Raw genomic sequence first — 25258 nt, 5'->3', positions numbered from 1 at the left:
AATATAAAAACAGCCGTCTTTGTGGTATTTTCCCGCGCTATGGAGTTTTGTTGCTACAGATTTCCAATAGACGGCAGAGAAAGCAGATCGGTTAGTAACAGGCCAGAAGTTAATTTTTGCGTTACTGCAGCATCAACGCTCAGGGTGCCCAAAAAAGCCCGCCGGCCTGGCAGATCCAGGCCCCACGTATCACAACAGATCGCGCAGGTTCCCTGGTCTTTCGCCATTTAAAAAAACAAAGATACAGCCAATTTTATACGAGACGGAAAATGGTATTCAGCTCTCCCACGTTCATATTGCTCTATCTACCCATTGTTTTCCTCGTTTACTTCCTGCTTAACAAGAGACGCCTGATACTCGCGGGAAAATGCTGGTTGGTAGCGGCAAGTCTGTTTTTCTATGGTTACTGGAGCGTTACTTATCTACCGCTTCTGCTCGGTTCAATTTTCTTCAACTTCCTGGTAGGCAGTGCCCTTTCGCCGGCTACAACTGGTTTGCGCCTCAAGCTATCCCGAAAAACCATTTTAACCTTGAGCATTGCAGTAAACCTGGGATTACTGGGCTACTTCAAGTACGCTAACTTTTTTATTGAAAACATCAACTCACTTTCTAATTTTGATATCGAGCTACAGCAGATAATTCTGCCTCTAGGAATTAGCTTTTATACCTTCACTCAAATTGCTTTCCTCGTAGACAGTTATCGGGGTGAAGCCAAAGAATACGACTTTATTAACTATGCGCTTTTTGTAACGTTTTTTCCGCATCTCATCGCTGGGCCAATCCTGCACCACAAAGAAATGATGTCGCAGTTCCAGTCCCGCTGGACGCTTGCCATCAGATACCGCTATATCTTGATGGGCCTGTTTATATTCAGCATTGGACTGTTCAAGAAAGTCATGATCGCAGATACGTTTGCGGTGTGGGCAGACGCAGGCTTCCAGCCTGGCGCACAACATGATTTTTATAGTTCTTGGGCGACCAGTCTTTCTTATACTTTCCAATTGTATTTTGACTTTAGTGGCTATTGTGACATGGCCATTGGCGCAGCCCTTCTGTTCAACATCTGGTTGCCCATAAACTTCAACTCGCCCTACAAATCGTACGATATCCAGGACTTCTGGCGTCGGTGGCACATGACTCTCAGCCGCTATCTGCGCGACTATCTGTACATCCCACTTGGCGGTAATCGCTGCTCTTCGGCAAGAATCTATATCAACTTGATGGCCACCTTTGTACTCGGCGGCCTTTGGCATGGCGCCAGCTGGATGTTCATTATCTGGGGTGCGCTGCATGGTGGGGCTCTGGTGCTGCACAGAGTCTGGAAACAATGCGGTATGCGCATGCCAACACCGCTGGCATGGCTGACTACCTTCCTTTTCGTCAATGTAACCTGGGTGTTCTTCAGGGCGCATTCCCTCGATGATGCCAAGCGGATCCTTGCGGGCATGGTGGACTTTGGCTCTGTGGCGATCCCAGTTCAAGATGTCCCGACTTCAAGCTTGGCGTGGGGTGGCGTATTGGAAGACCATTTACTGACAGTGCTTCCGACCGGCATCGCGGCGAACGCCGTCTGCTACCTCATGATCGCTTTCGGTTTTATCCTCATCGCCCAGAAAAACTCTTTTGAATTGACGACTCAAGGCCGGATCAGTTGGCCAAAAATCGTTGGCATGTCGCTTCTGTTCAGCGTAGCCATCTACTCAACGATTTTGACGACCAGTTCTGTTTTTCTGTACTTCAACTTTTGATCGGCGAACTCATGAAAACCAAAATCCATGTATTTCTTGCCTTGGCCCTGATCTCGCTGACGTTGATTCCAGCCGCCAACCTTATTTCTCATGGCACGCAAGCAGTTCAAAAAAACCAGAACTGGTGGTCAGTCAGCAATTTATACAACACCGACATCCTGATGCCATTGGTGGGCCGTGCGTTTTATGCCGCCGGTATCTCCATCGATCCCAAGCAGGTAATCATTGGCAAAGACGGCTGGTTTTATCTCGGCGATGCGTACGCCAAGTCGATTACCGTAAAAAGAGCCGGTGTGACTCCCGAGAGTATTTTGACAAATCAGCTAGTTACTGATGCCACGAAGTCTTGGACGTCTTGGTACAAGGATAACGGTGTCAGCGCCTATCGAATTATCATCGGCCCCGATAAAGACACCCTCTACCCGGAGTTTTTGCCAGGCTGGGCGAAGCACTCGCCTTCGTCCCGGACCGAGTATCTGACCAGCAATGCCAAAATTGATACTTATGTGAATCCCACTGAAGCATTACGCCAAGCCAAGAGCGAAGGACATAGTCCTCTGTATTATCGAACAGACACACACTGGAATTTTGTGGGTGCAGGTATCGCCTTCCAGGAATTGGCAAAAAACCTGTCCATTACCCATCCTGAATTGAAGTGGCCGAGCAAAGATATCAGTCAGCCTACTGAAATCCTCGCCAGAACAGGCGGCGATCTGGCCAGATTCCAAAGAATTACCGATTCGGTTCCGGACGAAGAGGTCATATTGGACTTCATTTATAAAAATCCGATTACGATCGAGCAGTATGAATATCCATCCGGAAAGTTACTTGCCTCAGGACGTAACTCCGCGCTGGAGGCATCACAACGGCCCCTGCTGGTCAAGTCAGAAAAAGCCCTGAACAAAAAGAAAGTGCTTTGGCTGCGCGACTCATTCGGTAACGCATTGGCTCCGTACATGGCAGCAACTTTCAGCGAGACCCTGCAGTTGCACTACGCGTTCACCAGCCATCGAGAGATCGCAGAACTCGTAGAGGAATATCAACCGGATTATGTATTTGTAATGGGGGTAGAACGTGAAATCCTCAGCGAATTTTTCCAGAAACCCGCACCATCTTTTTCAATTTCGAAAAAAATCACCTCGTTCAAAAGGATCGCTCAAGGTTTACAGATCGGAGCCAATGATCTCGCTGGCAGAGAGCAGAATACCTACACTGTGACAGGTCCTGATCCGTTCATTGTCTATCGACTCGACTCTCCCGTCGAACCGGCTCAAGCGAGAAGAATCGTCTTCAACGTCCGCTGCCGGTACTCGTCCCAACGAGTACCGATTCAACTGTTCTGGCGCTCGCAAGGGACTCAGTTCAGTGAAGCCGACAGTGTACGGTTCTCGACCAATGGCGGATTGACTGCGCTGACCTTTGCCCCTGACTCCAGTTGGGCCAAAGGAGCCGCGATTACCGAACTGCGCCTTGATCTGGATGCTCCTGGGGCCTGCCCGGAGGTTTCGATTGCAGCACCCGAAACCGGTTCCAGCTCCTTGCCTCTTTAGGAAAAAATGGTCGAGTGTCACAGGCACATGAACAGGTGCCTGTGCCGCTCATCACATCACGATTCAACAACACCAAAAACCTCCTACGCTCCCCATGAGGCCCCCAGCGGATAGCACCCACGCTGAACCGGGATCTATGCGCCTTAGCTATAGAAGTACAGTCGCCATCTTATTTAGATTGTTTAAGATGACGTATTGTTGGGGAGATTCCAAATGCGTTACTCGCTGAATCACAAAGCTCAGACACATCAGCGGATCATCAAAGAGGCCTCGATCCGATTTCGCAGGGATGGCATCAGCGCGACCGGCCTGCAACCGTTGATGAAAGCATTGGGACTGACCCATGGCGGCTTTTACTCGCACTTCAAGTCCAAAGACGAACTAGTGGAAAAGGCCCTGATAGCAGCAAGCGAGGAGCTGAACGCGCACTGCACCGTTCTTTTCGCAGAACACAACCCGCTGCATGCATTCATAGACAGCTATCTCTCGGATTGGCATCGAACCTCCCCCGGAGAAGGTTGCCCTCTGCCCACGATGTCATCCGAACTCGGGTTACGCGGACGACCCAGTCCAACAACTGATCGGGTACTCGATGCTCGCCTGGAACAAGTCCAAGCGACTCTCTCGGGCACCGACACGATTGATCGGTCCATTGTCATTATGGCAACTCTGGTAGGGACGCTATTGTTATCACGCAGCGTAGAGAACCCTGAGACGGCTGACAGAATTCTAGAAGTCGTCGGCACACACCTTAAGCACACGCAGATCAACCCGTGTGACGCATAGTCAATGATTGTGTTGATGATTTATCCCTGCGATTGCCCTTCCCAGAAAGTCAAAAGGCCGGTCAAAGACCGGCCTCTCTATTCACTCCGCGCTTAATTGATTTCGAGATTATCGCGATTTCGGTCAAGGATCGCCTTGCCGATGCCTTTCACTTCCAACAGTTCGTCGATCGATGCGAAAGGCCCGTTACTCTCTCGATACGCAACAATCGCTTTCGCTTTAGCCTCTCCAACACCTGCAAGCGACTTTTGCAAAGTGACTGCATCGGCATTATTGAGATCTACTTTTGCCGACGACGATTGAGACACCGCCATTGGCGGAAGCGCACTGTCGATGGCGACTGGCGCAACTGGCGCAACTGGCGCAACTGGCGCAGCTATTGCAGCAACCGAAGCGCCCGTCAACAACGCGAAAACCAACGAGTAAAAATAGCCTTTACGCATAAGTGAAGCTCCATGATACCGATTAGAAGAAACAGCTTTTCCAAAGCTGCCTCTCAAACTTAGGCGATATCAGGAAAGAGTCAAAAACCCGTTTATTGCAAAATGTGAAACAATCAAGGATCCAGATGCCGTTGCTGGTAGATCCAGTCGACTATTTCACCGTCTGGCGAGTAACCGCTGACGGTCTCGCGAAGGAGTTGACGCACGCGCGAGTAGTCGTCGTTTTCGACTGACTTCAATAGCTCATCAAGACGTCCCTTCAGAGCCTCCCAAGGCAAATGATCTTCGTTTGCGCTCATGATCATCGGATGTTGGGTAGCGCAAACGTTATCGCCAATCAGCAACTCTTCGTACAGCTTTTCGCCGGGCCTTAATCCAGTAAAATCGATCGAGATGTCACCATGAGGATTCTTTTCTGAGCGAATGCTCAATCCGGACAGATGAATCATTTTTTCTGCCAGTTCGACAATCCGCACCGGTTCGCCCATGTCCAACACAAAGACATCACCGCCCCGCCCCATCGACCCGGCCTGAATGACCAACTGCGCAGCTTCGGGAATAGTCATGAAGTAACGGGTAATTTTCGGATGTGTAACGGTCAACGGCCCCCCGGACTTGATCTGACTGTGAAACAGCGGAATGACCGAACCGGAAGATCCAAGCACATTGCCGAAGCGCACCATCGTGAAGCGGGTTTTGTTAACCCGGGAAACATTGGCCTTGTCACCAAATAGAACAGGGGCCAATTCCCGGCTCAACGCCTGGAGCGTCATCTCGGCAAGACGCTTGGTGCTGCCCATGACATTCGTTGGACGAACCGCTTTATCCGTAGAGATCAGAACGAAGTTGGCGACCCCCGATTGCAGCGCCGCCTGAGCCGTATTGAGCGTACCGATAACATTGTTCAGCACGCCCTCGGCAATATTGTGTTCAACCATCGGCACGTGTTTGTAGGCGGCTGCGTGATAGACAGTATCCACTCGCCAGGTTTTCATCACATCCAAGAGCTTATGGGGATGGCGAATGGAACCGAGGATCGGCAACAGGCGAACGGAAAGTGACTCACGAGAAACCCGCTGCTCCAGCTCGGACAGAATGCTGTAGAGATTGTATTCGCTATGGTCAAATAACAGCAGAGTAGTCGGACCCAAGGCGTAAATCTGCCGACTGAGTTCCGCACCTATCGAGCCACCGGCCCCTGTCACCAGCACAGTCTTGCCCTTGATACACCGTTCGAGCAGATCGGGCTGCGCCGGCACCGCATCGCGACCAAGCAAATCTGCAATATCCACTTCCTGGATATCGTCGACTTTCACCCGTCCACTGGCCAGGTCAGTGAAATTTGGCACACTGCGAACATGCAGCGGAAAGCCCTCCAGCAGGTTGAGAATCTCCCTGCGTCGCGCACGTGTGGATGAAGGCAGCGCGAGCAGAATTTCCTGAGCTCCGGTGACATCAATCATCTGCTGGATATTTTTGGGTTTATAGACTTGAAGCCCGGAAATGGAGCGGTCGGCAATACTGGCGTCATCGTCGACAAACGCAACCGGACGCATCACACGCCCCATCCTGAGCGCCGCTACAAGTTGATTGCCTGCAACACCTGCACCGTAGACGGCCACCTTGGTCAGGCCATCATCACGATTGGCAAAAGGCACATGCTGTGCGGCATTGAACCAGTCGCCCATGAAATACTGGCGCATGCAAAGGCGCAATCCGCCGATAACCACGAGGCTAAGCCACCAATAGTTGAAAATTATTGAACGAGGAACCACCGCTTCGTGATTGCTGTACCAATACACAACCAAGGCAAGGATCAGTGACGATAGGCTGACCGCTTTGATAATGGCGATAAGAGCATCGTTGCCGAAATAGCGCATCACCGCACGATACATACCGAACCGGATGAAAAGCGGGATTGCAATCACCGGAGCGCACGCGAAAAGCCAGAGGTGCACTCTCAAGGGGTTATACATGTCATCAATGCCGAGTCGGACAATAAAGGCCAACCACAGCGCCGCCCACACCAGCACCACATCAGTCGCGACCTGGATTAACCGCTTTTTGCGACGTGGCAGCCCGAGCAGAAAAACCCTGATTTTATCCATAACCCCCTCAGCCACCTCTTAATGCTTCCTGGAATGAGCCGGATCGCTACATTCAAACTGCCGAAACACCCATGGTACTCTAGACCCAAACCACCCGCGGATGCTTCGTTTCTATCGCTGATTTGTTTCCAGCTCCCCTGCTCGATACTTCAACGCGAGAAACACTAATGGTGCATAAGCAACAACGACCCCGACAAGGCCATCAAGTTCAAATTTCGATACGAGCAAAGCGACGGGGAGCAACCAGCAAATATTAATCATTCCGACCGCGAGCGTGACCGCCATATGACTGCCCATCTTGCGAGAAGCGAATTGGTAGGCATGACTACGATGCGCTTCATAGACTTTATCGCCTCGAAACAGTCGCCGAAGTAATGTGAAGGTCGCGTCGACGATAAACACACCCAGCAGGATGACCCACGCCCAGAGCATTTGAGGTTTTGTCCATGCTGCATGCAACGAAAGCAGGCCAAGTACGCCGCCCAAAAAGCCACTGCCGGCGTCTCCCATGAAAATCCGTGCGGGGGGGAAATTCCACCACAGAAACCCGATAACAGACGCCGCCAAAAATAATGGAAGCCAGATCAGTTCAGGCATGTCGCTAATCCAATACAGCAGGCATATCCCCAGACAGACGCATATGGCCTCGACACTGGCAATGCCATCTATTCCGTCCATGAAGTTGTAGAGATTCAGCATCCATACCAGATAGAACACCGCAAGGATGTCTCCGACCCAGCCCAAATCGAAATCAAATCCCAAAACGGTGACAACTGGTAGGCCACCCAACCAGAACAGCCCCCAGGATGCAGCGGCGAAATGCCCAAGAAGACGCCAACGCGCGGCGATATGGCCATGGTCATCCATGAACCCGATCACGGCAATCAACCCTCCCGTGCCAACGTACGCCGCAAAAACACCGAGCGAGATCACTCCCGTCGCAAACAATAGTGCAACAGCAAGCAAGAACGACAATACAATGGCTAACCCGCCGCCCCGAGGTGTTGGCACAACATGGGAGCTACGGGCGTTGGGCACATCAACCAAGCGCTGGACAAGCGCGTAGTGTCGAAGCAGTTGCGTCAGGAAAAACGAGATACCGGCAATAACCGGAACCCACCATGCATTATTCATGAATGATCTCTTTCTGACAGAGGCACTGATACCTGCACAGTTTTATCCAATTGCGAGTCAGCATCAGACCAGAAGCAAGTACGCCGCTTGCCTGAAATCATTTGAACGACCACCGTTTATGCCCAATGTAACTGGTGAAAACCGGCACTGCGACCCCCACTGCGTGAGCGATCTCATGTTGAAACGAATTGACTCCGAGCGCAGGCAGAGCGTAATTGGCGAGTCCGAGACTGATAGCCCAGGTCTGTGCAACCGCGATGACATTGACTAATGTGAACCACAAGACCGATTGCTGAGTGGATTGTTCGCTCTTGGTAAAAACAAAGCATTTTATCAAGCAGAACGCAGTGATCATTCCGGTGATGTACGCGAGAATAACGGCAGTCGAAAAGTCAAACCACAGACTGTAGATAATTCTAGAGCCGAAGTTCACAGCCGCTGCCGTCCCGCCGGTCAACAGGAACATTAGAAACTGACGAGAAGCAAATTGCTTTATCAATGACTTGCATCCCGTGCCATTTTACGGCCGAAGCCGATACTTTCGGAAATACCCCGGTCTTCCGGGTAGTAGTACGAAGTATCCGCCACCCACAAACCCTCGACTGGAAGTGATACCGGTGGAAGACGGTCCAGATAGCCCGGATCGCAAATCGGTTGAGCATAACGATAGCGGCTTGCACGCACATCGATAAAATCAGAATCGGAAAGTTGCGGATTGATCTTCTTCAAATAAGTACGGACTTTTTCAATGAAAACCGCATCGGAATCTGAAAATTTTGGATTTTCACCGGGCATATAAAAAGGCACATATACAATATGCTGATCCAGCGGGCGCAGATTCGTGTACTCAACCAGACCTGGAATATCCATCTCCGGGTCATTGGTATTCAGCCAGAAATTTTCTGTCAACGCTTTTTTCAACTTCGCAATAACGCACACCACGGCGACGTTTTTCAGCGATGAAAATTTCGCCAGAACATCACTTGGCAAGTCAGGCATTATCCTGGGTACATAAGGAAGAGGAATCGTACTGATCACTTTGTCGAATCGCTCAACCTGCCCTGCAACTTCAACACCCTGAACCTTGTTCCCGTTCATGATGACTCGGGTTACCGGCGAACTCAGACGAAACTCCCCACCCTTAGACTCAATGTCTTTCTTCATGGCCTGAAGAAGCGTTTCGGAACCGCCATCAAGATAGCCGAGCTTCTCCCGGAACAAACTGTAACGAGAACGCCCGATACGTCTAATCCGACTCCAGATCCAGGCAGCCGAAAGATTGTCCGTGTACTCGTAAAACTTGAAATCGAACAGCCGACGCCAAAGTACCTCCCACGCCTCCGCTCCGACCCAGCGCTTGATCCAGCCTGTAGCCTCTACATTATCGAGAGGGTGCCAGTCATTTCGCTTGGTGCAAAGAAAAGCATGAAGGCCGTAGCGGACCTTCGCCACCAGACTCAAACCTCGGAACTTGAGCAGCGCCACAGGATTACCCCATGGCTGAAGGCGATTTTGATACCAGTAGCCCATCTTTGTTTCGGTCCAGCGCATTTTTTCAGCCAGACCAAGCTCACCCAGTACATTCAAAAAGTCATGGTCGGAAATACAATGAAAATGATAATAGCGCTCGATGCTGAGGCCTGAAAAATCAAACGCCGCTGTCATTCCACCGACGCGATCATCCGCCTCAAACACAATTGGAGTATGTCCGTCTCGTGCCAATTGATAGGCAACAGCCAATCCCATGGGACCTGCACCCAACACTGCAATACGTTGTCCCATGATTAAAACTCCAGAATTACTTTACCGTAGACCGCGTCATTGAATGTTTCGTTGATCGCCTCTGCAAAAGGCGTACAAGGTACGTTGAAGATGCCGGGCCAGTCGATTACTTCAAACTCATCTTTCGCACTGAGTGCTTCCAGCTGTTGAGTAGTGAACGGCGGATTTTTATCAAACAGGGACCATAACCAAATCAACAAGTAGAACAGTCTGTACGGAATATGCGCGATAATTGTCTTCGCGCCAGTGCTTTTCTTGATTTGCCGAATAATATCCACGTAGTCAATTTTTTCATGACCGGAAATATTATAGATACCCGCACCACGACGCGCCTCAATGCAACTCATGATTACATTGCAGAAATCCCCAACGTACAACGGCTGGCGCATGTATCGGCCATCACCTGGAATGGGAAACACCGGAACCCGCTTCATGAATCTGGATAACCAACCCAAGTGTTTGCGATCAAACCAGCCAAACATCAAGGTTGGTCGTAGTACCGGACAGGCAATGCCGCTCTCAAGCACGATCCGCTCTTGTTCTATCTTGCTCCGAGTGTAGAAGTCGTCCGCAACAGACTCCACTACAGACGAGCTCACGTGCACCAGATAGGGTGAGTTGCCCAACTTGATAGCGTCGAGGATCAACCGGGTGGCATCAACATTGTTACGAACGAAATCCTGATAATCGTTCCCGCCAATCTGCGCCTGAAGCATCACAACCACATCGGCTTCCGTGACACTCTTTTGCCAATCACCAGGTTCTGCAAGGTCAGCGTACTCAACGCGCACATCCGGCTGGACCTGCTTCAAAATCGCCAGGTTGGCCTTATGTTTATCGAATACCGTGATATCCGTATAGCCCTTTGCCCTTAACCGCGCGACCAGGTTCTGGCCGACCAGACCCGCCCCGCCTGGAATGACGATTCGACTGTTTAAATTGATAGCGTTCATTTACCCACCTGCAAATCTTTTTGGAACTGGCAATACTCCAGATGCTTGTCTACAACCCTGGCAATGCCAACGTGATAGGTTCCGGATGGAAGTGACGGGATCATCATGCCAAAACCGGATGGGCCAAGATTTGGAACCCCAAAGTACTCGTCTACGTCAACCCGCGGAAACTGCACTGCATCGTGGTAAGAAATAGCCCCGGCCGCGTTTATTAATGTCACGTAAACGGCGTCAGGCAAAACGTTGTTTTTACCGGAGACGGTGGTCCAACCGCGTACTCTCACTGCGTGTTCGACCTCTACGCCCTCAGTTCCGACGTAATCAAGGCTGCCCTCGCAATCAGGTGTGTCTACCCGTGGGTAATCCAGCCCTATCTGTTGTTTCTGCACAGCCACATAACAGCCGGCGACCTCTGAAACCTTCCACTGCGGATCAGCAACGAGAGTGCTTAGATGCTGCACGTGCGGCTTTCTGGCATCAGGGCAGATGACTTCACCGCCCAGTTCCGCCTGCCCCAGGAACGACGACGGATTTTTCACAACTGCGTCGTAACCTTTGAACCAACTAGGTACGGTGAAGGATTTACGCTCCGAGTAATACGAGAGCGCAGAACTCCAGTCATTTCCGAATGCCACAAAAGCCTGATCACTGCGAAGGCTGTGTTTAAGCACCGAGGCGATGCCTAGATCCTTGGAGTTACCCGTGGTGTAGGTTTCCTTTATATTTGCGAAATAACCATTGGCGAATGCAATGTAGTTATTAATCATCAACGCGAGGAAGATGCAAAAAAACCATCCTCTGCCTTGCTGATTTGCTTGCAAGCGATCGCCAACGGCCAGTGCCAGTGCAAACACCAGGAACAGAACATTGGCACTTTGATAGTAATTATGTATCAAATGCAAATTGGTAAAAATGAGAAACGGTGCAAGCCCCAAAACCAACGACACTCCGATTGCGCGTTTGAGCATTACGGAGCGGGACCAGAACAGCGCTGCAAACACAAGCAGTACACCAACAAATCCGGAAAAGTTATCCTTTAAAACTCGTCCCCATAAAACGTCTTCGTATAGCTTCGAAGAAAAGCGCTGATCAAAAGTGCCCCAATTCCACTTGGACAGCGCAGCAGAAGTAATGCTGGTGCCAAATTCACTTCTGATTTTTACAATATCTGTGTAACGCGTCCAGCCATACCCTATCGCCAGTGGCACTGCGAACAACACCAGACACCAGAAGATATTCTGAGGGGTGATGGACTTCATCAAGCCTGAATTTTTATGAAGCTCATAAAAAAGAAATACGAACGCCATAACGGCCAACACCGCAAAGCCAGTTGTAGCCTTCTGCAGAACCGACAGCACGATAAAAAAAACAAACAGGCCAGCATCCAGTTTTGCACGCGTACGTACAAAGGACACAAAGTAATCTACCGCTACCACTGCAAAAAACAGTGCAGCGGTTTCCATCATGAAGGTACGCCCCCAAAACAAGTAGATCGGCGTCGAAAACAACAAAGCGACAAAGACACACAGGACTACATTGTCAATCGACAATTTCTTGCAGATTGATTTGGCCGGTAAAACGCACAATGCGAGAAAAACAAAAGACGTGACACGCCCCACCAAGCCCAGATCCAGGCCAGTCAGCATGGAAACGACTGAAACTATGTATTGATACAGTGGAAACTCAAAGGGAATGGTCCAAGGCGCACCGCCTACGGGCGTCAGATAAGCAAGGCTGAAACCATCCTTTATGAACCAATACGACGTCAGCGCCGTTTGCGTCTGCCGGAAAGCATGCTGTTCCAGCAGTGGCTGTCCGGAATAGTACAACGCGACAAACGCAGCAAAACCAAACGCCAGCAAAGCGACGAGCTTCACCCCAAGCTCAATCGTTATGCATTCCTTAAAAAAAACATTCAGTTTCAACACACACCCCTACTGAGTTTGGCTTACAGATTTATTCTTTTAAAAACGAAATTAGGTACAAGTTTGATAATCAGCATGATTAAACTCCAAAAACGCGGTGTGTAAAGAACCGCTTTTTTGCGCTGTAAACCACTCAGAATCAATCGCGCCACGTCATCAGGCCTCGCAAGCAAGAGACCTGGTAACTTGAGACCTTGAGTCATCGGCGTATCAACAAAACCCGGTTTGATCGTCATCACGTGAACGCCAAGCTTGAACATACGCGCCTGCAAACCTTCACAAAACGTGGAGACCGCTGCTTTTGCAGTGCCATAAACGTAGTTTGACGGGCGCCCCCTATCTCCGGCAACGGACGAAATGATCGCCATGCTGCCGCAACGTTGGCGCTCGAACTGATTTGCCAACAACGTTAAAAGGCTGATCACCGAAGTGCCGTTATTAGCGAACTCTTTCAAAGCAACATTCACATCTTGCTCGCACGCCTTCTGATCAGGCAGCGTGCCATGAGCAATCAGCGCTATATCGATTTGTCGCAAAGACTGAACGCAACTTTCAACCAGAGTCGAGTGTTCCTCCAAATGGGCTAAATCCAACGTACAGGTGGTTACTGACTTGGCACCGCGCGCCCGCAGATCTGCTGCAGCCTGTTCCAGTTTTTCCGCGTTGCGCGCAACCAGAAAAAACTCGCTGCCTTCTTCTGCCCACAGCCGGGCACAGGCATTGGCGATCGCAGATGTCGCTCCGATAATCAAAACACGTTTCATGCTGTAACTCTTCTCCAAAAGCGGGAATTCAGGGACGGGTCTCGTAGAGCTTCCAGCTTCTCCCACGCCGGATAAAACCGACGGAAGTCACTACCTAGCATGTGCGCATCTTTAGCGGGATACAGGCGGCCGCCGGCCTCTCTGACGATGCAGTCAAGACGGGAAAACAAGTCTTTCTCAAGCCTCGAGTTCTGCGGAAAATCCAGTGCTAATGAAGTGCCTGGACGAGGAAAAGACAGCAAACCGGGAGATGAGATATCTCCGCAACGTTTAAGCACTGCCAAAAACGAACCTTGTCCCGAATCCGCGATGTTCTTTAGCAGTTCACGCGTAGCCGACTCTGCCTCGACATCCGGAATGACACACTGATATTGCTGAAACCCTTTACGACCATAGATTCGATTCCAGTGGAGAATTCGATCCAATGGATAAAAAAACGGTTCGTAGTTGACTCGTTTACGGGTAAGAGCTGCCGGATGTACCCGCCAGTACGTTTCGTTGAAAGCCTTCAAGCTGAGTCGGTTAATGAGCGAAACAGGGGGCGCTACCGGCACCATAAGCCTGGAGCGAGTTTCAGCCTCAAGACTGCCGTATTCGGCGTGATCACCGACAATAAATACGCCGCGTCCGGTTTGACCACCTTTAGCCAGACAATCAATCCACGCCACGCTGTATTCATGCTGTGGATCCAACTCGGAAGAAAGGGAAAAGAACTCTCCCAGATTGTCGAAGCGAACGACCGAACAATCAATTTGACTGGATTGTATCGGGATCAGCTGAATCTCGGCCCAGTTCACAATCCCTGTTAGCCCTAACCCGCCTATGGTTGCTGCGAACAAATCGGCATTCTGCGAGGGAGAGCAGACAACAGGTTCCTGGCAATTGCGCACCAGACCAAAACACCTGACGTGGTTTCCGAATGTGCCGCGGGCGTGGTGGTTTTTTCCATGCACGTCATTGGCAATTGCGCCCCCCAGAGTCACGAACTTGGTGCCCGGTGTCACTGCTAGAAACCATCCTCGCGGAATGGCAAGCGATAGAATTTCGGCCAACGTCACTCCCGCCTCTGCGCGAATGATCCCCGCTGCCCAGTCAACCTCGATAAATCGGTCCAACGTCCGCATGCAGAGCACGTGCCCGCTCGCAGCCATACAGCTGTCGCCGTAACTGCGACCGTTACCAAAAGGCAGTGTCGTGCCGTGGGTATCCACGATGCGCCGAAGTGCAACAGGCAAATCACTCTGCCACTGACAAGCCTCGCCAGTCAGACGCTCATAAGGATAACGCCCCCAGGAATGGTACGAGGCACTCATGCTGCCGCCCAGAAAACGAGGCAGAACAATGCGCCTACCATCAGACTGACGCGATCCCGTATGGCGAATACAACCGGGTCATCATGCATCTGACCACGATGCGTCAGCATCCAGACTCGCGTCACCCAGAACAGCAAGAGCGGGCAAGCTAGCCAGATGATTTGCGGATGAGCATATAAACTGGTAGTGGCCTGATCATGGATATAAAGAGCCAAAACCATGACCGCGAGGTAACCGGATGATGCTCCCAATGAAGAGATCATCTCTAGATCGCCCGGGTAATATCCACGACCGCGGGTTTTCTGGGTAAGACCTTTGCGCCTGGCTTCTCCAAGCTCGGCGTAGCGCTTGACCAGTGCAAGACTAAGAAACATGAACATGGAAAACGCCAGGATCCAGAAGGTAAGCTCCAGACCGAAAGCCGCCGCGCCTGCGATAATGCGTAAAGTATAAAGTGCTGCCAATGCGATTACGTCCACCGCCATTTGCCGCTTCAGCCAAAGCGAATAAGCAAATGTGAGGATGTAATAGGCAACCAATGTGGCAACAAACGCCCAAGGTAAAAACAACGCGGCGCCGGCAAAGGCACCGGTCAACAGTAACGGAAACACCATAATCCCGGAACCGATGCTCAAGCGACCGGACGCAAAAGGTCGAAACCTCTTGGTTCCATGGTGCCTGTCATCCGCCAGATCCAATAAATCATTGAGAAGATAGACGCTGGAAGCGCAAAGGCCAAAAAACAAAAAGGCCATGACTCCCTGCCAGATCAATAAATAATTACCCAACTGGTGTGCAGCCAAAAGCGGTACAAAAATAAGGATATTTTTCATCCACTGATGTAGCCGCAACGCTTTGCGCCAGTCTTTGACGCCGGCCACGTTGGAGAGCATTACCTCCTTGACGTTACCTATTGCCTGAGCACGCCGCTCCACCCCGCGCTCAGGGTTAACGACATAAGCGTCACGCGACACTTCCCACACAGACAAGTCGTCCGAAGAGTTCCCTACATAGTCAAAGCCTTTCACACCAAAATGCTCGACCAGCAAATCTCGCTTTCGATGGGATGCCAGATTGACCTTTTCGTCGGAGGCGAGCACCTGATCGAAAATACCCAGATGCTCAGCAATACGTTCGGCCAGGGAAATGTGGCTGGCCGTCGCCAAGACTACCTTTCGCCCGGAATTTCGCGCTGAATTAACAAGATCAAGAACCGCGGGGTCATAAGGTAAAACGGTGACATCAATGTCTACCGCGCGAGCAAGATTAGCTTTGAGCGTAGCCTTGCCCTTTACAAGCCATTTGAACAGTCGGAGAGCCTTGAGAGGTCGGTGGCGAACAAAGGCCATCCCGGTTTCCAAGAGTAAATCCGAGCGCAATAGGGTGCCGTCGAGATCGACAACGAGGGGGGTATTCAAGCTTTAACTTCCTTGAGTGCGACTCTGGTTGTGCCTGTTTTAAAGCGATCTTGAGCTAGAGACCCCCATCAGCCACTGATGAACAACCAAAGCAAATCAATTCGCCGTCTGCCAATCATTTGGGCGGAGAAATTAACACAAGAGATGACTTTTTTCACGGATTCGAGAGGGCAACAACTGAAGAACGGCCCGCAGCGAGCGCCGCCGGCCCAAAGCGCCAAGGCTGCAAAGATTACAGAGAAGGACGAAAACGGTTGGTAAATCACTCCACCAGACATTTATGCGAGGACACGCAGGCCAGGGACCGAGCAAGACCTGACTGGCAACACACATCGCGGCAAAAGCCGATCGTCGTCGACACCGTATGCGCATTACCTGTCAGAGCAGTTGACCTCTACGTCAACCTTTCGAAAAAAGGTGTCGAATAGAACGTAAACGGCAAATCAAATTCCAACTTTTCGATTTTTTTATTGATTCAAGCTCTTCTGCCAGGGCCAGAAGCTTGTTTTCACTTTCGACTAACGAAGCCTGCATTTGCGCCTGAATCTGGCCAACTAACTGATTAAGGTGATCAATCTGCTCGCGTCGCGAGTCATTTTGCCCCTCAAGCCATTTGATCTGAGCCAAATAGGTGTCGGACAAATCCTGTAGCTGGCCAACAAACTCAACCAAAGGTTGCGTGAGAGAGCGTGATCGATCAAGAAAAGTTGGTAATTGATGTGCCGACCAATCAGTGTATTTGACCGCTTCGTTTTTTTCGCCCGAGACAAAAGTCATGAATTGGGCCTCCTGGAGGGAGTACTCCTCAAACATGGATTCGGTAAAATCGACTCCAAGATGAGCAAAAACCACACAAAACAATTGCCCTTGATTCAACAAACGCATATCGGCAGGCACAGCAAAACTGGAAATCATCCGAACCAGAGTAGTCAGTGATCGATAGGCCAGATAGCCCAGCGAGATATCACCTTTTACTGACCATTCCTGATCGATAATCGCAGGAGCGACGTCAGACAGGATAATGTTCTGAGGAATGGTGTCCAGTAACTTACCTGATACTTTGACTAAAAGATCGAGTTCAGACCTTTCCGGCTCCAGACCGGCCGACTGCTGCACGATGTTCAGGTAAGTGGAGAGAAACCGGGCAATCTGTTTCGCCGTCCAACCCGGCGTCTGGACGATACGGACAAATTCAGCACTCATCGCCTGGCCGGAGGAAAAGGCCTCTGCTGGCAAAACATGCTGGTATTCATCTTCTGAACCCACAGCTATCGCATCTGGGCATAGACGCTGATGCAACACACTGACCACCTCGCCCATCTGTTTGAATTCCGCAAACTTGCAGAAAGCCGCCTGCCGCTCGCTTGAATAATGAATGGCCAGGGTTTGGCTATCAAAGATGGGCTCATCACTATTCGCAGCAGGTGATACGACGAACAAGAAAGAGTTCGCCATATCAGGAAACAGGCCATTCTGTGCGATAACAGGCCATACACATTCTAGTGAAAAGTTCAGGTATTCGGATGAGGTTTGTGCGTCCCGAGACGCGGTCTGAGCAGCAAGCACCGAGCCATTGAAGGAAGAATTTTCTGCACTGGCAGCAGGCAATACGACGCTGGATGGCAATTTATAATCCGGAAGCGGGAGTGCCAGCTCAATGCGCTGAAAACCCGCCTGGAGAAATCGGTTCGAGAGTTCTACGCGACCAAATGTTTCAACACCAGGCCGCTGGTATAAGCCCTGAATACCTACCATCGGAACACTTAGATGATCTTCCGGCGCTCCTGCAAAGTATTTAAGCCCCAACTGGTTTTCAATAGCGACGACAAGTATCCCTTCAGGCTTGAGCAACTTTCTGGCCGCCATAAGCATAGACTGAACCGGATCTGCGCCCGCGCCATAAACCCCGGAATATTCCAGAACACCAATCAATGTGATCACGTCAAAGCGTACTTCTGTCTCGAACAGATCAAAGTGATCGTTTATCACTGTGACATTCGGCAGGTCCCGCGTGCGCTCGGCAGCGATCATTGCACGACGACTGCTACCTTCGATGGCGATGATATTGCCACCATTTTCGCCCAGAAAACGGGTAATGGCACCGCATCCAGCACCGATCTCAAGCACATCGCCCTTAAGACGCTGCGACAATGGTCGCAATAGATTTCCCCGCGAAGCGCTCAAATGATAGCGCGTGGGCCAGTCATTACACGCGTTACGCAGCTCTTTGGAAAAAATAGAAACGTCGGATGCTTCGTGGATAATCCGATACAGCTTATTTTCGGTTCCATCGCCATCACTGTAATTAAAGGCCGCCGGTGTTGTGCGTGCCCAGATTCGCTGTTCAGCCTGAAACGTATATCCCAGTTCGGCGAGATCAAGAGATGAATGGCTCATTTAATACTCATCCCCATGTTCAAATTTGTAAGTCCAAAAAAACGAGAGTCAGTTTTGACTGCAAAGTGGATTGAGTCATAACGTCGGTCGTGCGGGACGATTTCCTCACCCTCACGAGTTGCAAGACCTAGCGATATGAAAAAATCGCCGTCACCCAGATTACAGTTGAAAGAGATGTCCGCGGTGAGCGTCTTACCCCCTTCGTAAACGGTCTGAACACCATCACATTGTAGAAGCTCAGAGTTGCTGCCAAAAAGGGTAACACCATCTTTGGTTTTTATCGTCATGCCGAGGATCGGCCGCATCAACGGCTGGATAATTTTTATTGCAACTTTCAAATTGACCTGAGAACCATTGCTTATTAGCGCCGGAAACTCCACTCCTTCACTGAAAAAGGAAAAATCAGTTATCTGAGCGCTGCCATCTCCCCAGCGATATTCGTAAGAATTATAAAGTGGACGCTTGCTAAAGCTGTCTACATCAAACGATAACTGAGTAGTGTCCATCGGAACGGGCTCGGCTTCGCTGACTTCGGACTCAACGCCCACTACATCTTCAGAAGGCGATGGTAGTTCTACTTTTTTCTTCTGTTCCCGGCCAAACAGCAAATCCAAGTAACTATTGATAACGTCTCGCGGGTTACCTTGCTGAACCATATGACCTTGATCAAGCAGCACGGCACTTGAGCAATGCGTCACTACCTGCTCACTACTGTGTGTCACAAGCAAAATGCTAGTGCCGTTGTCTTTTAATCTTTTAAGTCGATCAAAACATTTCGCCTGAAACTTTGCGTCGCCTACTGCCAGTGCTTCGTCGACAATCAGAATTTCAGGATCAATTTGTGCCTGAACTGCGAAAGCTAGTCGCACCAGCATGCCACTGGAATAAGTCTTTACGGGCTGATCAATAAAATGACCGATATCCGCAAAAGCGGCAATGCTGTCAAAGCGATTATCGATCTCTTCCTGACTCAATCCCAACAGCGCGGCGTTCATGTAAACATTTTCGCGGCCAGTGAACTCGGCATTGAATCCGGAGCCTAGCTCAAGTAGCGCCGCGACTCGACCATGACTGGCGACGGAGCCACTGGTAGGTGTCAGTGTACCGGCGATAATTTGAAGCAACGTCGACTTGCCGGAACCGTTTCTTCCGACAATGCCGACTGTCTCACCACGAGGCACTTCGAAAGAAATGTTCTTCAGCGCCCAAAACTCTCTGAACAGGTTCTGCCGCCCACGAAAGATCATCTGTTTCAGACGATCCTGAGGATTGTCGTAAATATGGTAACACTTGCTAATATCTGAAATGATGATCGCGCTATCTGATGACATTACACAGCCTATATATTTCGGGAGCGGCAACACCACGCTCAATCAAACAATCGTTCCTAGAGCCGCTCAAAAACTGGCTCCTCACGACTCGGTTATGCCTTGATGTATTGCTTGAGCCACATTTTCAACAGCGAAAACAATGACATTCGCTGGACTTCGGCAACACTGCTGGCCTCCGCAAGAGGCTGCTCAATCATAATATATTCGATGAAGCCGGCGCGAAGCTCGGCGCTATCCAGCAGAAGTAACTCTGGCTCCATTACACCCTTGGCTTCCTGCGAGCTGATAAACTGCTGAATCATCCAATAAACTTTGTCGTTACCTTGGAGATTCACCGAATTATGCAATCGGTGGACGTCGACCAGCCAGCTCTCGACGCTCGATTCCTTATAGAGCAAATCACGTTCAAAACGCCGCATTCCAGTTGCCATCACCCAACAGATCTCAAACAGCATCCATGCTCGATTTGAAGAGATGGTGTTACTCCCGTGAATCCGGTATTGCATAAGCGCTTCAGGCAGAACGACGCACTTCGACGTTTCAGCAGCACGAAACATAAAGTCCCAGTCGTGGGCAAATCGGAGATTGCGCATACCGCCAATTTTTTCGTAAAGCTTGCGGGTGAAAACTATATTACTAGTGGTCGATACAAAGTTTGACACGATCAAATTCAAGGAAAAATCGTCTGTCGCTGAAAATGATCTCTCCATATCCGGGATCGACCAAGGCAGCATGTTTTTCCATGCCTCCTTGACGCCTAATGGCTTACCATCGGCATTGATAACCTCGATCCACGTGGTAACCAGGTCAGAATTTTCACGCTGAAGTGCTTCGATGCAACGCTTCAACCTATCGGGATGAAAAATATCATCGGAGTTTAGGATGGCCAGATACTCACCTTGAGCAAGCGCCAACCCTCGATTGATTGCGTTATGTGCCCCCGCATTTTTCTGTTCAACAAGCTTGAATCGCGAGTCACTGATCTGCCGCAGATAAGACAACGAGTCGTCTGTCGATCCATCATCGATAACGATAAGCTCAAGATCGTGCTCACTTTGATTTAAAACGCTATCGACAGCCTTTTCAATATAGTGGCGGTGGTTATAACTTGGAATTACTACCGAAATCTTGGTCATCAGTTACGACTCAGATGGTTCTGAACCCAGTCCCAACTGCCAGGCAAGCCTGCAGCTAGAGTAATGGGTGAAAAATGAATGCAGCGACTTAGCTTTTCTACATCAAGCACGTTGTAAGCAACGTCAATCGCGCGCGCGTCTCTTCTTTCCAACTGCAGATTGTACCCCGCGCTTCTGACAATCGGCAAAACATGCTCTTCAACGAGCTGCAGAACCGAAGTCCCTACTCCGCTACCCACATTGTAAACTTCGCCAATCTGGCCAGCTTCGAGAAGCCCGATAATTGCAAAGGCAATATCATTGACGTGCACATAATCACGTACTGCCCCGCCATCACCAAAAATCGTAATGGATTTGCCCTGCAGAGCAGACGCAAACGCCGTCGCCACCAAGCCCTGCCCCTTGAAAGGAATCTGGCCAGGGCCGTAGGCGTTTGCCGGGCGCACAACGATACCCGGCAAACCACGCTGCCGGCAGTACAAGTGCACCATATGCTCAATACAGAGCTTAGAGGTCCCGTAGAGAGAAATGGGCTGTGCTGCCGCGTCTTCTCTTAGCGGGCTTCTGGAATCCGGATTGCCGTAGACTGTGCCACCGGAAGAAACAAATATGAATCGGGCAACGCCAGCAGCAATACACTCCTCCATCAACTGGATAGCGGGTGCGATATTGCGCTGATACTCATCCGCCATATCGCAGGCCTGGTTCAGTTGCAAACTGTCATGAGCCAGATGAACTACAGCGTGTGCCCCTGATAAGACTTTCCGCAACAGATCACGATCAGCATAATCGCCATAGTGAACATCCAGATTCTTAGTGACGGCGTCAGATTTAGAATGGCTGTTGCGACACAACATATCAACCTTCAGGCCATCTTTTAATAAATGATGAGCAACGTGCTGCCCAATAAAACCGCCACCGCCGATCAGAACAACCTTCCTCATGACGCAGCCTCTTCATAACCTAGACTGGCTTTATTGAAGCAATCGATGTACTGATTGGCGATCTCAGCGCTAGAGAATCGCTGCAAAATATCATTTTCAAAAGCCAGCAGTGATGCCTTGTATTGGGCCAACGATGCTATCCATTCTGCATATGCGATGTCGCGCGATTCGCCGCCAAGCTCTACCGGGATAGTTCGCCCGCCAGCATAATCGTCCAGGACATTCTGAATATCACCTGTATCCGTGGCAAAAACAGGAACAGCAAAGTTCAACACCTCAATCATTGCAATTGGCAGACCTTCGTATGCCGATGTGATGATCAAGCCTTCCGTGACACTGGCAAGTTCAAGTGTATTTTCGACGTACGGAATACGCATGACATTATCGAGCTTTTCTCGCCGGATGAAATCAACGCACTCTTTCGCAAGTTCCCCATCACCGACAAGAACGTAGAATTCGTCCGGATATCCCTGGCGTGACTTCGCAATCTTCAGGAACTCAAGAGGGCGTTTCTGATCAGTCAGGCGCCCGACAAATGTAAACAGCTTACTGCTTGCCGGCAGTCCCAACTTTAGTCGGACAGCCTCAGGAGTGCTCTGCGTCGCCTTGAAATCGATTATCCGCTGAATATCGACTGCCGAATAAATCAAATCAACCTTACTCGTGGGAATATTCAAATCGCCCACGAAACGCTGACGAATCTTTTGATTGATTGCTATGAACCGATCAAAGGAACGAATACCAGGTTCATGGTAACGATTAATCCATCCTTCCTTGGCGTCATATACTTCTTGATCGACGATTGGAATATCGCGAAATAGCGCTCGCAGGTTCAATGCGTTATCGCAAAGCCATGGCGAACCGTTGCAAATCCATACCAAATCCGGCGCTAGCCAGTTTTTCAAGCGCAGGAGAATACGCAAATACTCGGAGTGCGGCGCAATTTCCGACATCTCGATTACTCGCGCACCCGCATCCTGGAACTGACTGGCCAAGCTACCCTGTTCATGACGCAAACGCTCCATCGTGACGATTACAAAGTCATAGGAATCCTTGAGTCGTCGGATGACTTCGACCGTATTACGCTCCACCCCACCCACCGCAACAAATACCGGGAACACGAAAACAAGCGGGCGATTCTTTGGTGACTTTATCAGCGCGGGTAAAAAATGACCGGCTGATCGTTGTTTGAATTGGTTGGTTTGAAACCAAGAGTTATGCTCATTGAACTGTACGTCTCTACCTAGAAGCTCAGAAACGGATGAAATGTTATCCGCACTGACATGCCTGCACTCAGTTCGATACAGCTTTCCGCAAAACTCCACGCCCTTCAGGTCCTCGCGCAGAATATTGCTGCTAATGGCCCGCGAGAACACCATCTGATTGCGCAGCTGCCCATAACTAACGTTACCGTCATTGCGCAGGTCATAGGAAAGCAGCACGACGTCGCAAGCATTTTCGACAAGTGCGAGCCAAGCTCCGAGCAGATGGTCGCGGTGCGGAAAATCGGCGAGGGTATTGGGCCAAAAATAACAGAACTCCTGCGCCGTATCGTCACTACCAACTTTTTCAGCAGACAACTTTCCGTCATTTTCAAGCCAGGATACCGAGGCGTCGGCGCCCATAATGCCCCGAAAACGCTCGATAATTTGCTCAGACTGCGTATTGTTGCGGTTTACGATCAAACGCAACGAAACCCGTGAGCCTGATGCTGGAAAATCTTGGACCTTCACTTGCGGTGCGGTGGTACGACGCTTCACGGCCTCATGTAGGCGTCTGAAAAGATAACGTGGATCCTTGGCGAGGTAGTAGAGCGCCCGGCCAGCCTTTCGTTGGAGACGAACACGCGTGTTGTTATCAGCACTTGGCTGATTGGACAAAACAAACAGCATCTCTAGTTCATCGAACGCCTGGCGCTGTATTTGAGGCTGGAGCAACTCTGAGGCATCGTGACTGATATGAGCGGCAAATAAGTTGGACGTCAACTGGTCATCGAACTCCAGCGACTCTGATTTGTTCGTTTCCAACTGCCTCCAGTAGCTATTCCAGATCGGGCCAAAATGTCGCGACATTGCCAGGGCCAAAACTTGGTCACTACCCGAAATTCTTTGCAGGACGCCATATTCGTACATCGCCCGAAAAAGTGTCGTATAAATAAAACTCAAATAAGCGCCGACCACCTTTCTGGCTTTCTTTCCATTTTTCTGGATTAAGCTTTCAAGATAATTGCAACGCTCAACGAGCCTATCCAGCCTCGCCTGCCACTCTGCCTGGCTTACCCCCTGACGCTCCGTTTTGGAGTTCTTCAATGCCTCCGCGAGCGTATCGATCCCGAGTATCCTACCTACGCCCGGGTGAGCGTCTCGAAAAACCACCGCCATACGACCGGCACAGATCTGGCGCTTGCAGAAACCTTCCACAACGTACGGATGATAATGATCACCCTTGGCACTGGTACTGTAGTAAATCTTCATACCCTGCAAAGAGAGGCGATATCCCAACTCGATATCTTCAAATCCGTATTGATCAAAACGGCCATCAAAAATCGTTTCCTGAGAGGCAACGAGCTCCCGATCAATACAAATATTACAAGTATAAAAGTGCCTAAAATCCACAAAGGACTCGTCCGGCAACCGGTTATAACTAAATTGCTCATTACCGATTTCAGTAATGTGCTCCATCAAGTGGTTGACCGTCAGATCAGAAGCCCAATCAACAACGCCAAGCGTTGCAACATTGCGACCCAGTCGCTTTGCCAGATTTGCGTGGACATTCAAAAGATCCGGTGCGGGGAAAATATCATCGCCAATTATGAGCAAGCGCTCGCCTGCGGCGGCGCGTATGGCAGCATTTCTCGCTTTCGATGCACCACCGTGATCGTTTTTCAGAACCCTGATCGGAAGATTGGAGACCTGCTCAAGAAATTCGACACTGCCATCTTCCGAGCCATCATCCGAAAAAATAATCTCATACGGAAAATCAGTATGCCTATCAACAATACGCCATGCCTCGATTACCGTGGGCAACAGGCGCAGTCTGTTATAGGTCGGAATGATCACACTGATGTAGGGAACCAGGTTTGACGCAGTCGATGAAAGGATCGACGCGGTTGTATCCACATCCTTTTGCTCTGCAAGATGCTTGGCGTTTATCCATTCCAGATCCAGTGACGGATTGAGATGGCGGCCCTCATGACGCCCATGCAGCCAGTAGTGCACTAACGGAGGAACGCCCAAAGCGGCCACATCCGGATAACGGGTGAGATAGTAAGTCCCATCGAACTCCGCGCAGGGATCACGCATCTCTCTCCAGCCGACACTCAGGTAGTGCCGAAGCGGATCAACTCCCGCGGCGGCCACATCGGCATTTTGTGCTAGATACCAAGGGGCGTTGAACAGTGCGCTCGTCTCCAACGCAGCTTGCCATCGCCGCTGCTCAAGTTTTTTTCCCAATCTGGATGGGAGCGTTTTGAGGAGTCGTTTCATGGAATGCTCTCTACGAATACATTTATCGAACGGTTCGCTCA

General features: G+C 50.3%; 19 protein-coding genes. 4 read left to right on the top strand and 15 right to left on the bottom strand.

Annotated features, from left to right (window positions below):
• Positions 1-116: 116 nt before the first annotated feature.
• From AC27VU_RS14060 to AC27VU_RS14050, 3 genes are all read left to right on the top strand, one after another.
• On the top strand, positions 117-1748 hold the full coding sequence (locus AC27VU_RS14060) for an MBOAT family O-acyltransferase (RefSeq protein WP_488724289.1): 1632 nt from the start codon (positions 117-119) through the stop codon (positions 1746-1748).
• A complete protein-coding gene (locus AC27VU_RS14055; RefSeq protein WP_400505922.1) occupies positions 1652-3298 on the top strand; it encodes an alginate O-acetyltransferase AlgX-related protein in 1647 nt (548 codons plus the stop codon). The genes AC27VU_RS14060 and AC27VU_RS14055 overlap by 97 nt, the downstream gene beginning before the upstream one ends.
• A 213-nt stretch (positions 3299-3511) precedes the next feature.
• A complete protein-coding gene (locus AC27VU_RS14050) occupies positions 3512-4084 on the top strand; it encodes a TetR/AcrR family transcriptional regulator (RefSeq protein WP_488724288.1) in 573 nt (190 codons plus the stop codon).
• A 92-nt stretch (positions 4085-4176) separates the two neighbouring features.
• Here the strand turns inward: AC27VU_RS14050 and AC27VU_RS14045 are convergent, their stop codons facing one another.
• The 10 genes from AC27VU_RS14045 to AC27VU_RS14000 form a co-directional block, all read right to left on the bottom strand.
• Positions 4177-4527, bottom strand: a complete 351-nt coding sequence (locus AC27VU_RS14045) for a ComEA family DNA-binding protein (protein WP_488724287.1) — start codon at positions 4525-4527, stop codon at positions 4177-4179.
• A 113-nt stretch (positions 4528-4640) separates the two neighbouring features.
• Entirely contained in the window at positions 4641-6635 is a 1995-nt protein-coding gene (locus AC27VU_RS14040) for a polysaccharide biosynthesis protein (protein WP_400505928.1), read from the bottom strand.
• A gap of 111 nt (positions 6636-6746) precedes the next feature.
• Positions 6747-7769, bottom strand: coding sequence for an MraY family glycosyltransferase (locus tag AC27VU_RS14035; protein WP_400505930.1), 1023 nt, complete (start codon positions 7767-7769; stop codon positions 6747-6749).
• Between the two features lie 97 nt (positions 7770-7866).
• Positions 7867-8235: a GtrA family protein gene (locus AC27VU_RS14030; protein WP_258679908.1), complete on the bottom strand. Its 369-nt coding sequence runs from the start codon at positions 8233-8235 to the stop codon at positions 7867-7869.
• Between the two features lie 29 nt (positions 8236-8264).
• Positions 8265-9551 carry an NAD(P)/FAD-dependent oxidoreductase gene (locus tag AC27VU_RS14025; RefSeq protein WP_488724286.1) on the bottom strand — a complete coding sequence of 429 codons (1287 nt, stop codon included), beginning with the start codon at positions 9549-9551 and terminating at the stop codon, positions 8265-8267.
• Between the two features lie 2 nt (positions 9552-9553).
• Entirely contained in the window at positions 9554-10504 is a 951-nt protein-coding gene (locus AC27VU_RS14020) for an NAD-dependent epimerase/dehydratase family protein (RefSeq protein ID WP_258675572.1), read from the bottom strand.
• Positions 10501-12429, bottom strand: a complete 1929-nt coding sequence (locus tag AC27VU_RS14015; RefSeq protein WP_488724285.1) for a glycosyltransferase family protein — start codon at positions 12427-12429, stop codon at positions 10501-10503. The genes AC27VU_RS14020 and AC27VU_RS14015 overlap by 4 nt, the downstream gene beginning before the upstream one ends.
• A gap of 23 nt (positions 12430-12452) precedes the next feature.
• Complete coding sequence (locus tag AC27VU_RS14010; protein WP_258675574.1) at positions 12453-13193, bottom strand: SDR family oxidoreductase; 741 nt, start codon at positions 13191-13193, stop codon at positions 12453-12455.
• Positions 13190-14506, bottom strand: coding sequence for an FAD-binding oxidoreductase (locus tag AC27VU_RS14005; RefSeq protein ID WP_336839244.1), 1317 nt, complete (start codon positions 14504-14506; stop codon positions 13190-13192). Before AC27VU_RS14005 ends, AC27VU_RS14010 begins: the two co-directional genes overlap by 4 nt.
• Entirely contained in the window at positions 14503-15924 is a 1422-nt protein-coding gene (locus tag AC27VU_RS14000) for a UbiA family prenyltransferase (protein ID WP_488724284.1), read from the bottom strand. Before AC27VU_RS14000 ends, AC27VU_RS14005 begins: the two co-directional genes overlap by 4 nt.
• Before the next feature lie 78 nt (positions 15925-16002).
• Between AC27VU_RS14000 and AC27VU_RS13995 the strand changes: the two genes are divergently transcribed.
• Complete coding sequence (locus AC27VU_RS13995; protein ID WP_488724283.1) at positions 16003-16185, top strand: hypothetical protein; 183 nt, start codon at positions 16003-16005, stop codon at positions 16183-16185.
• Between the two features lie 138 nt (positions 16186-16323).
• Here the strand turns inward: AC27VU_RS13995 and AC27VU_RS13990 are convergent, their stop codons facing one another.
• From AC27VU_RS13990 to AC27VU_RS13970, 5 genes are all read right to left on the bottom strand, one after another.
• Positions 16324-18321, bottom strand: a complete 1998-nt coding sequence (locus tag AC27VU_RS13990) for a class I SAM-dependent methyltransferase (RefSeq protein WP_400505937.1) — start codon at positions 18319-18321, stop codon at positions 16324-16326.
• Complete coding sequence (locus AC27VU_RS13985) at positions 18318-19652, bottom strand: ABC transporter ATP-binding protein (protein WP_400505962.1); 1335 nt, start codon at positions 19650-19652, stop codon at positions 18318-18320. The genes AC27VU_RS13990 and AC27VU_RS13985 overlap by 4 nt, the downstream gene beginning before the upstream one ends.
• Positions 19653-19744: 92 nt before the next feature.
• Positions 19745-20788, bottom strand: coding sequence for a glycosyltransferase (locus tag AC27VU_RS13980; protein ID WP_488724282.1), 1044 nt, complete (start codon positions 20786-20788; stop codon positions 19745-19747).
• Positions 20788-21732 (bottom strand): NAD-dependent epimerase/dehydratase family protein, encoded by a 945-nt coding sequence (locus AC27VU_RS13975; protein ID WP_400505941.1) that lies wholly within the window; start codon positions 21730-21732, stop codon positions 20788-20790. The genes AC27VU_RS13980 and AC27VU_RS13975 overlap by 1 nt, the downstream gene beginning before the upstream one ends.
• Entirely contained in the window at positions 21729-25217 is a 3489-nt protein-coding gene (locus tag AC27VU_RS13970) for a glycosyltransferase (RefSeq protein ID WP_488724281.1), read from the bottom strand. The genes AC27VU_RS13975 and AC27VU_RS13970 overlap by 4 nt, the downstream gene beginning before the upstream one ends.
• Between the last annotated feature and the right edge of the window lie 41 nt (positions 25218-25258).

This window comes from Pseudomonas sp. 14P5.3.2 (assembly GCF_057799175.1).
The sequence above is the reverse complement of the archived record's forward strand: the minus strand, read 5'-3'. Positions and strand labels throughout refer to the sequence as shown.

Coding starts and splice junctions, on each gene's coding strand:
- AC27VU_RS13985 (WP_400505962.1), bottom strand. CDS start 19,652: ATGTCATCAGATAGCGCGATCATCATTTCAGATATTAGCAAGTGTTAC.
- AC27VU_RS14040 (WP_400505928.1), bottom strand. CDS start 6,635: ATGGATAAAATCAGGGTTTTTCTGCTCGGGCTGCCACGTCGCAAAAAG.
- AC27VU_RS14050 (WP_488724288.1), top strand. CDS start 3,512: ATGCGTTACTCGCTGAATCACAAAGCTCAGACACATCAGCGGATCATC.
- AC27VU_RS14025 (WP_488724286.1), bottom strand. CDS start 9,551: ATGGGACAACGTATTGCAGTGTTGGGTGCAGGTCCCATGGGATTGGCT.
- AC27VU_RS14030 (WP_258679908.1), bottom strand. CDS start 8,235: ATGTTCCTGTTGACCGGCGGGACGGCAGCGGCTGTGAACTTCGGCTCT.
- AC27VU_RS14020 (WP_258675572.1), bottom strand. CDS start 10,504: ATGAACGCTATCAATTTAAACAGTCGAATCGTCATTCCAGGCGGGGCG.
- AC27VU_RS14005 (WP_336839244.1), bottom strand. CDS start 14,506: ATGAGTGCCTCGTACCATTCCTGGGGGCGTTATCCTTATGAGCGTCTG.
- AC27VU_RS13975 (WP_400505941.1), bottom strand. CDS start 21,732: ATGAGGAAGGTTGTTCTGATCGGCGGTGGCGGTTTTATTGGGCAGCAC.
- AC27VU_RS14010 (WP_258675574.1), bottom strand. CDS start 13,193: ATGAAACGTGTTTTGATTATCGGAGCGACATCTGCGATCGCCAATGCC.
- AC27VU_RS14045 (WP_488724287.1), bottom strand. CDS start 4,527: ATGCGTAAAGGCTATTTTTACTCGTTGGTTTTCGCGTTGTTGACGGGC.
- AC27VU_RS13980 (WP_488724282.1), bottom strand. CDS start 20,788: ATGACCAAGATTTCGGTAGTAATTCCAAGTTATAACCACCGCCACTAT.
- AC27VU_RS13990 (WP_400505937.1), bottom strand. CDS start 18,321: ATGAGCCATTCATCTCTTGATCTCGCCGAACTGGGATATACGTTTCAG.
- AC27VU_RS13995 (WP_488724283.1), top strand. CDS start 16,003: ATGAACAACCAAAGCAAATCAATTCGCCGTCTGCCAATCATTTGGGCG.
- AC27VU_RS14035 (WP_400505930.1), bottom strand. CDS start 7,769: ATGAATAATGCATGGTGGGTTCCGGTTATTGCCGGTATCTCGTTTTTC.
- AC27VU_RS13970 (WP_488724281.1), bottom strand. CDS start 25,217: ATGAAACGACTCCTCAAAACGCTCCCATCCAGATTGGGAAAAAAACTT.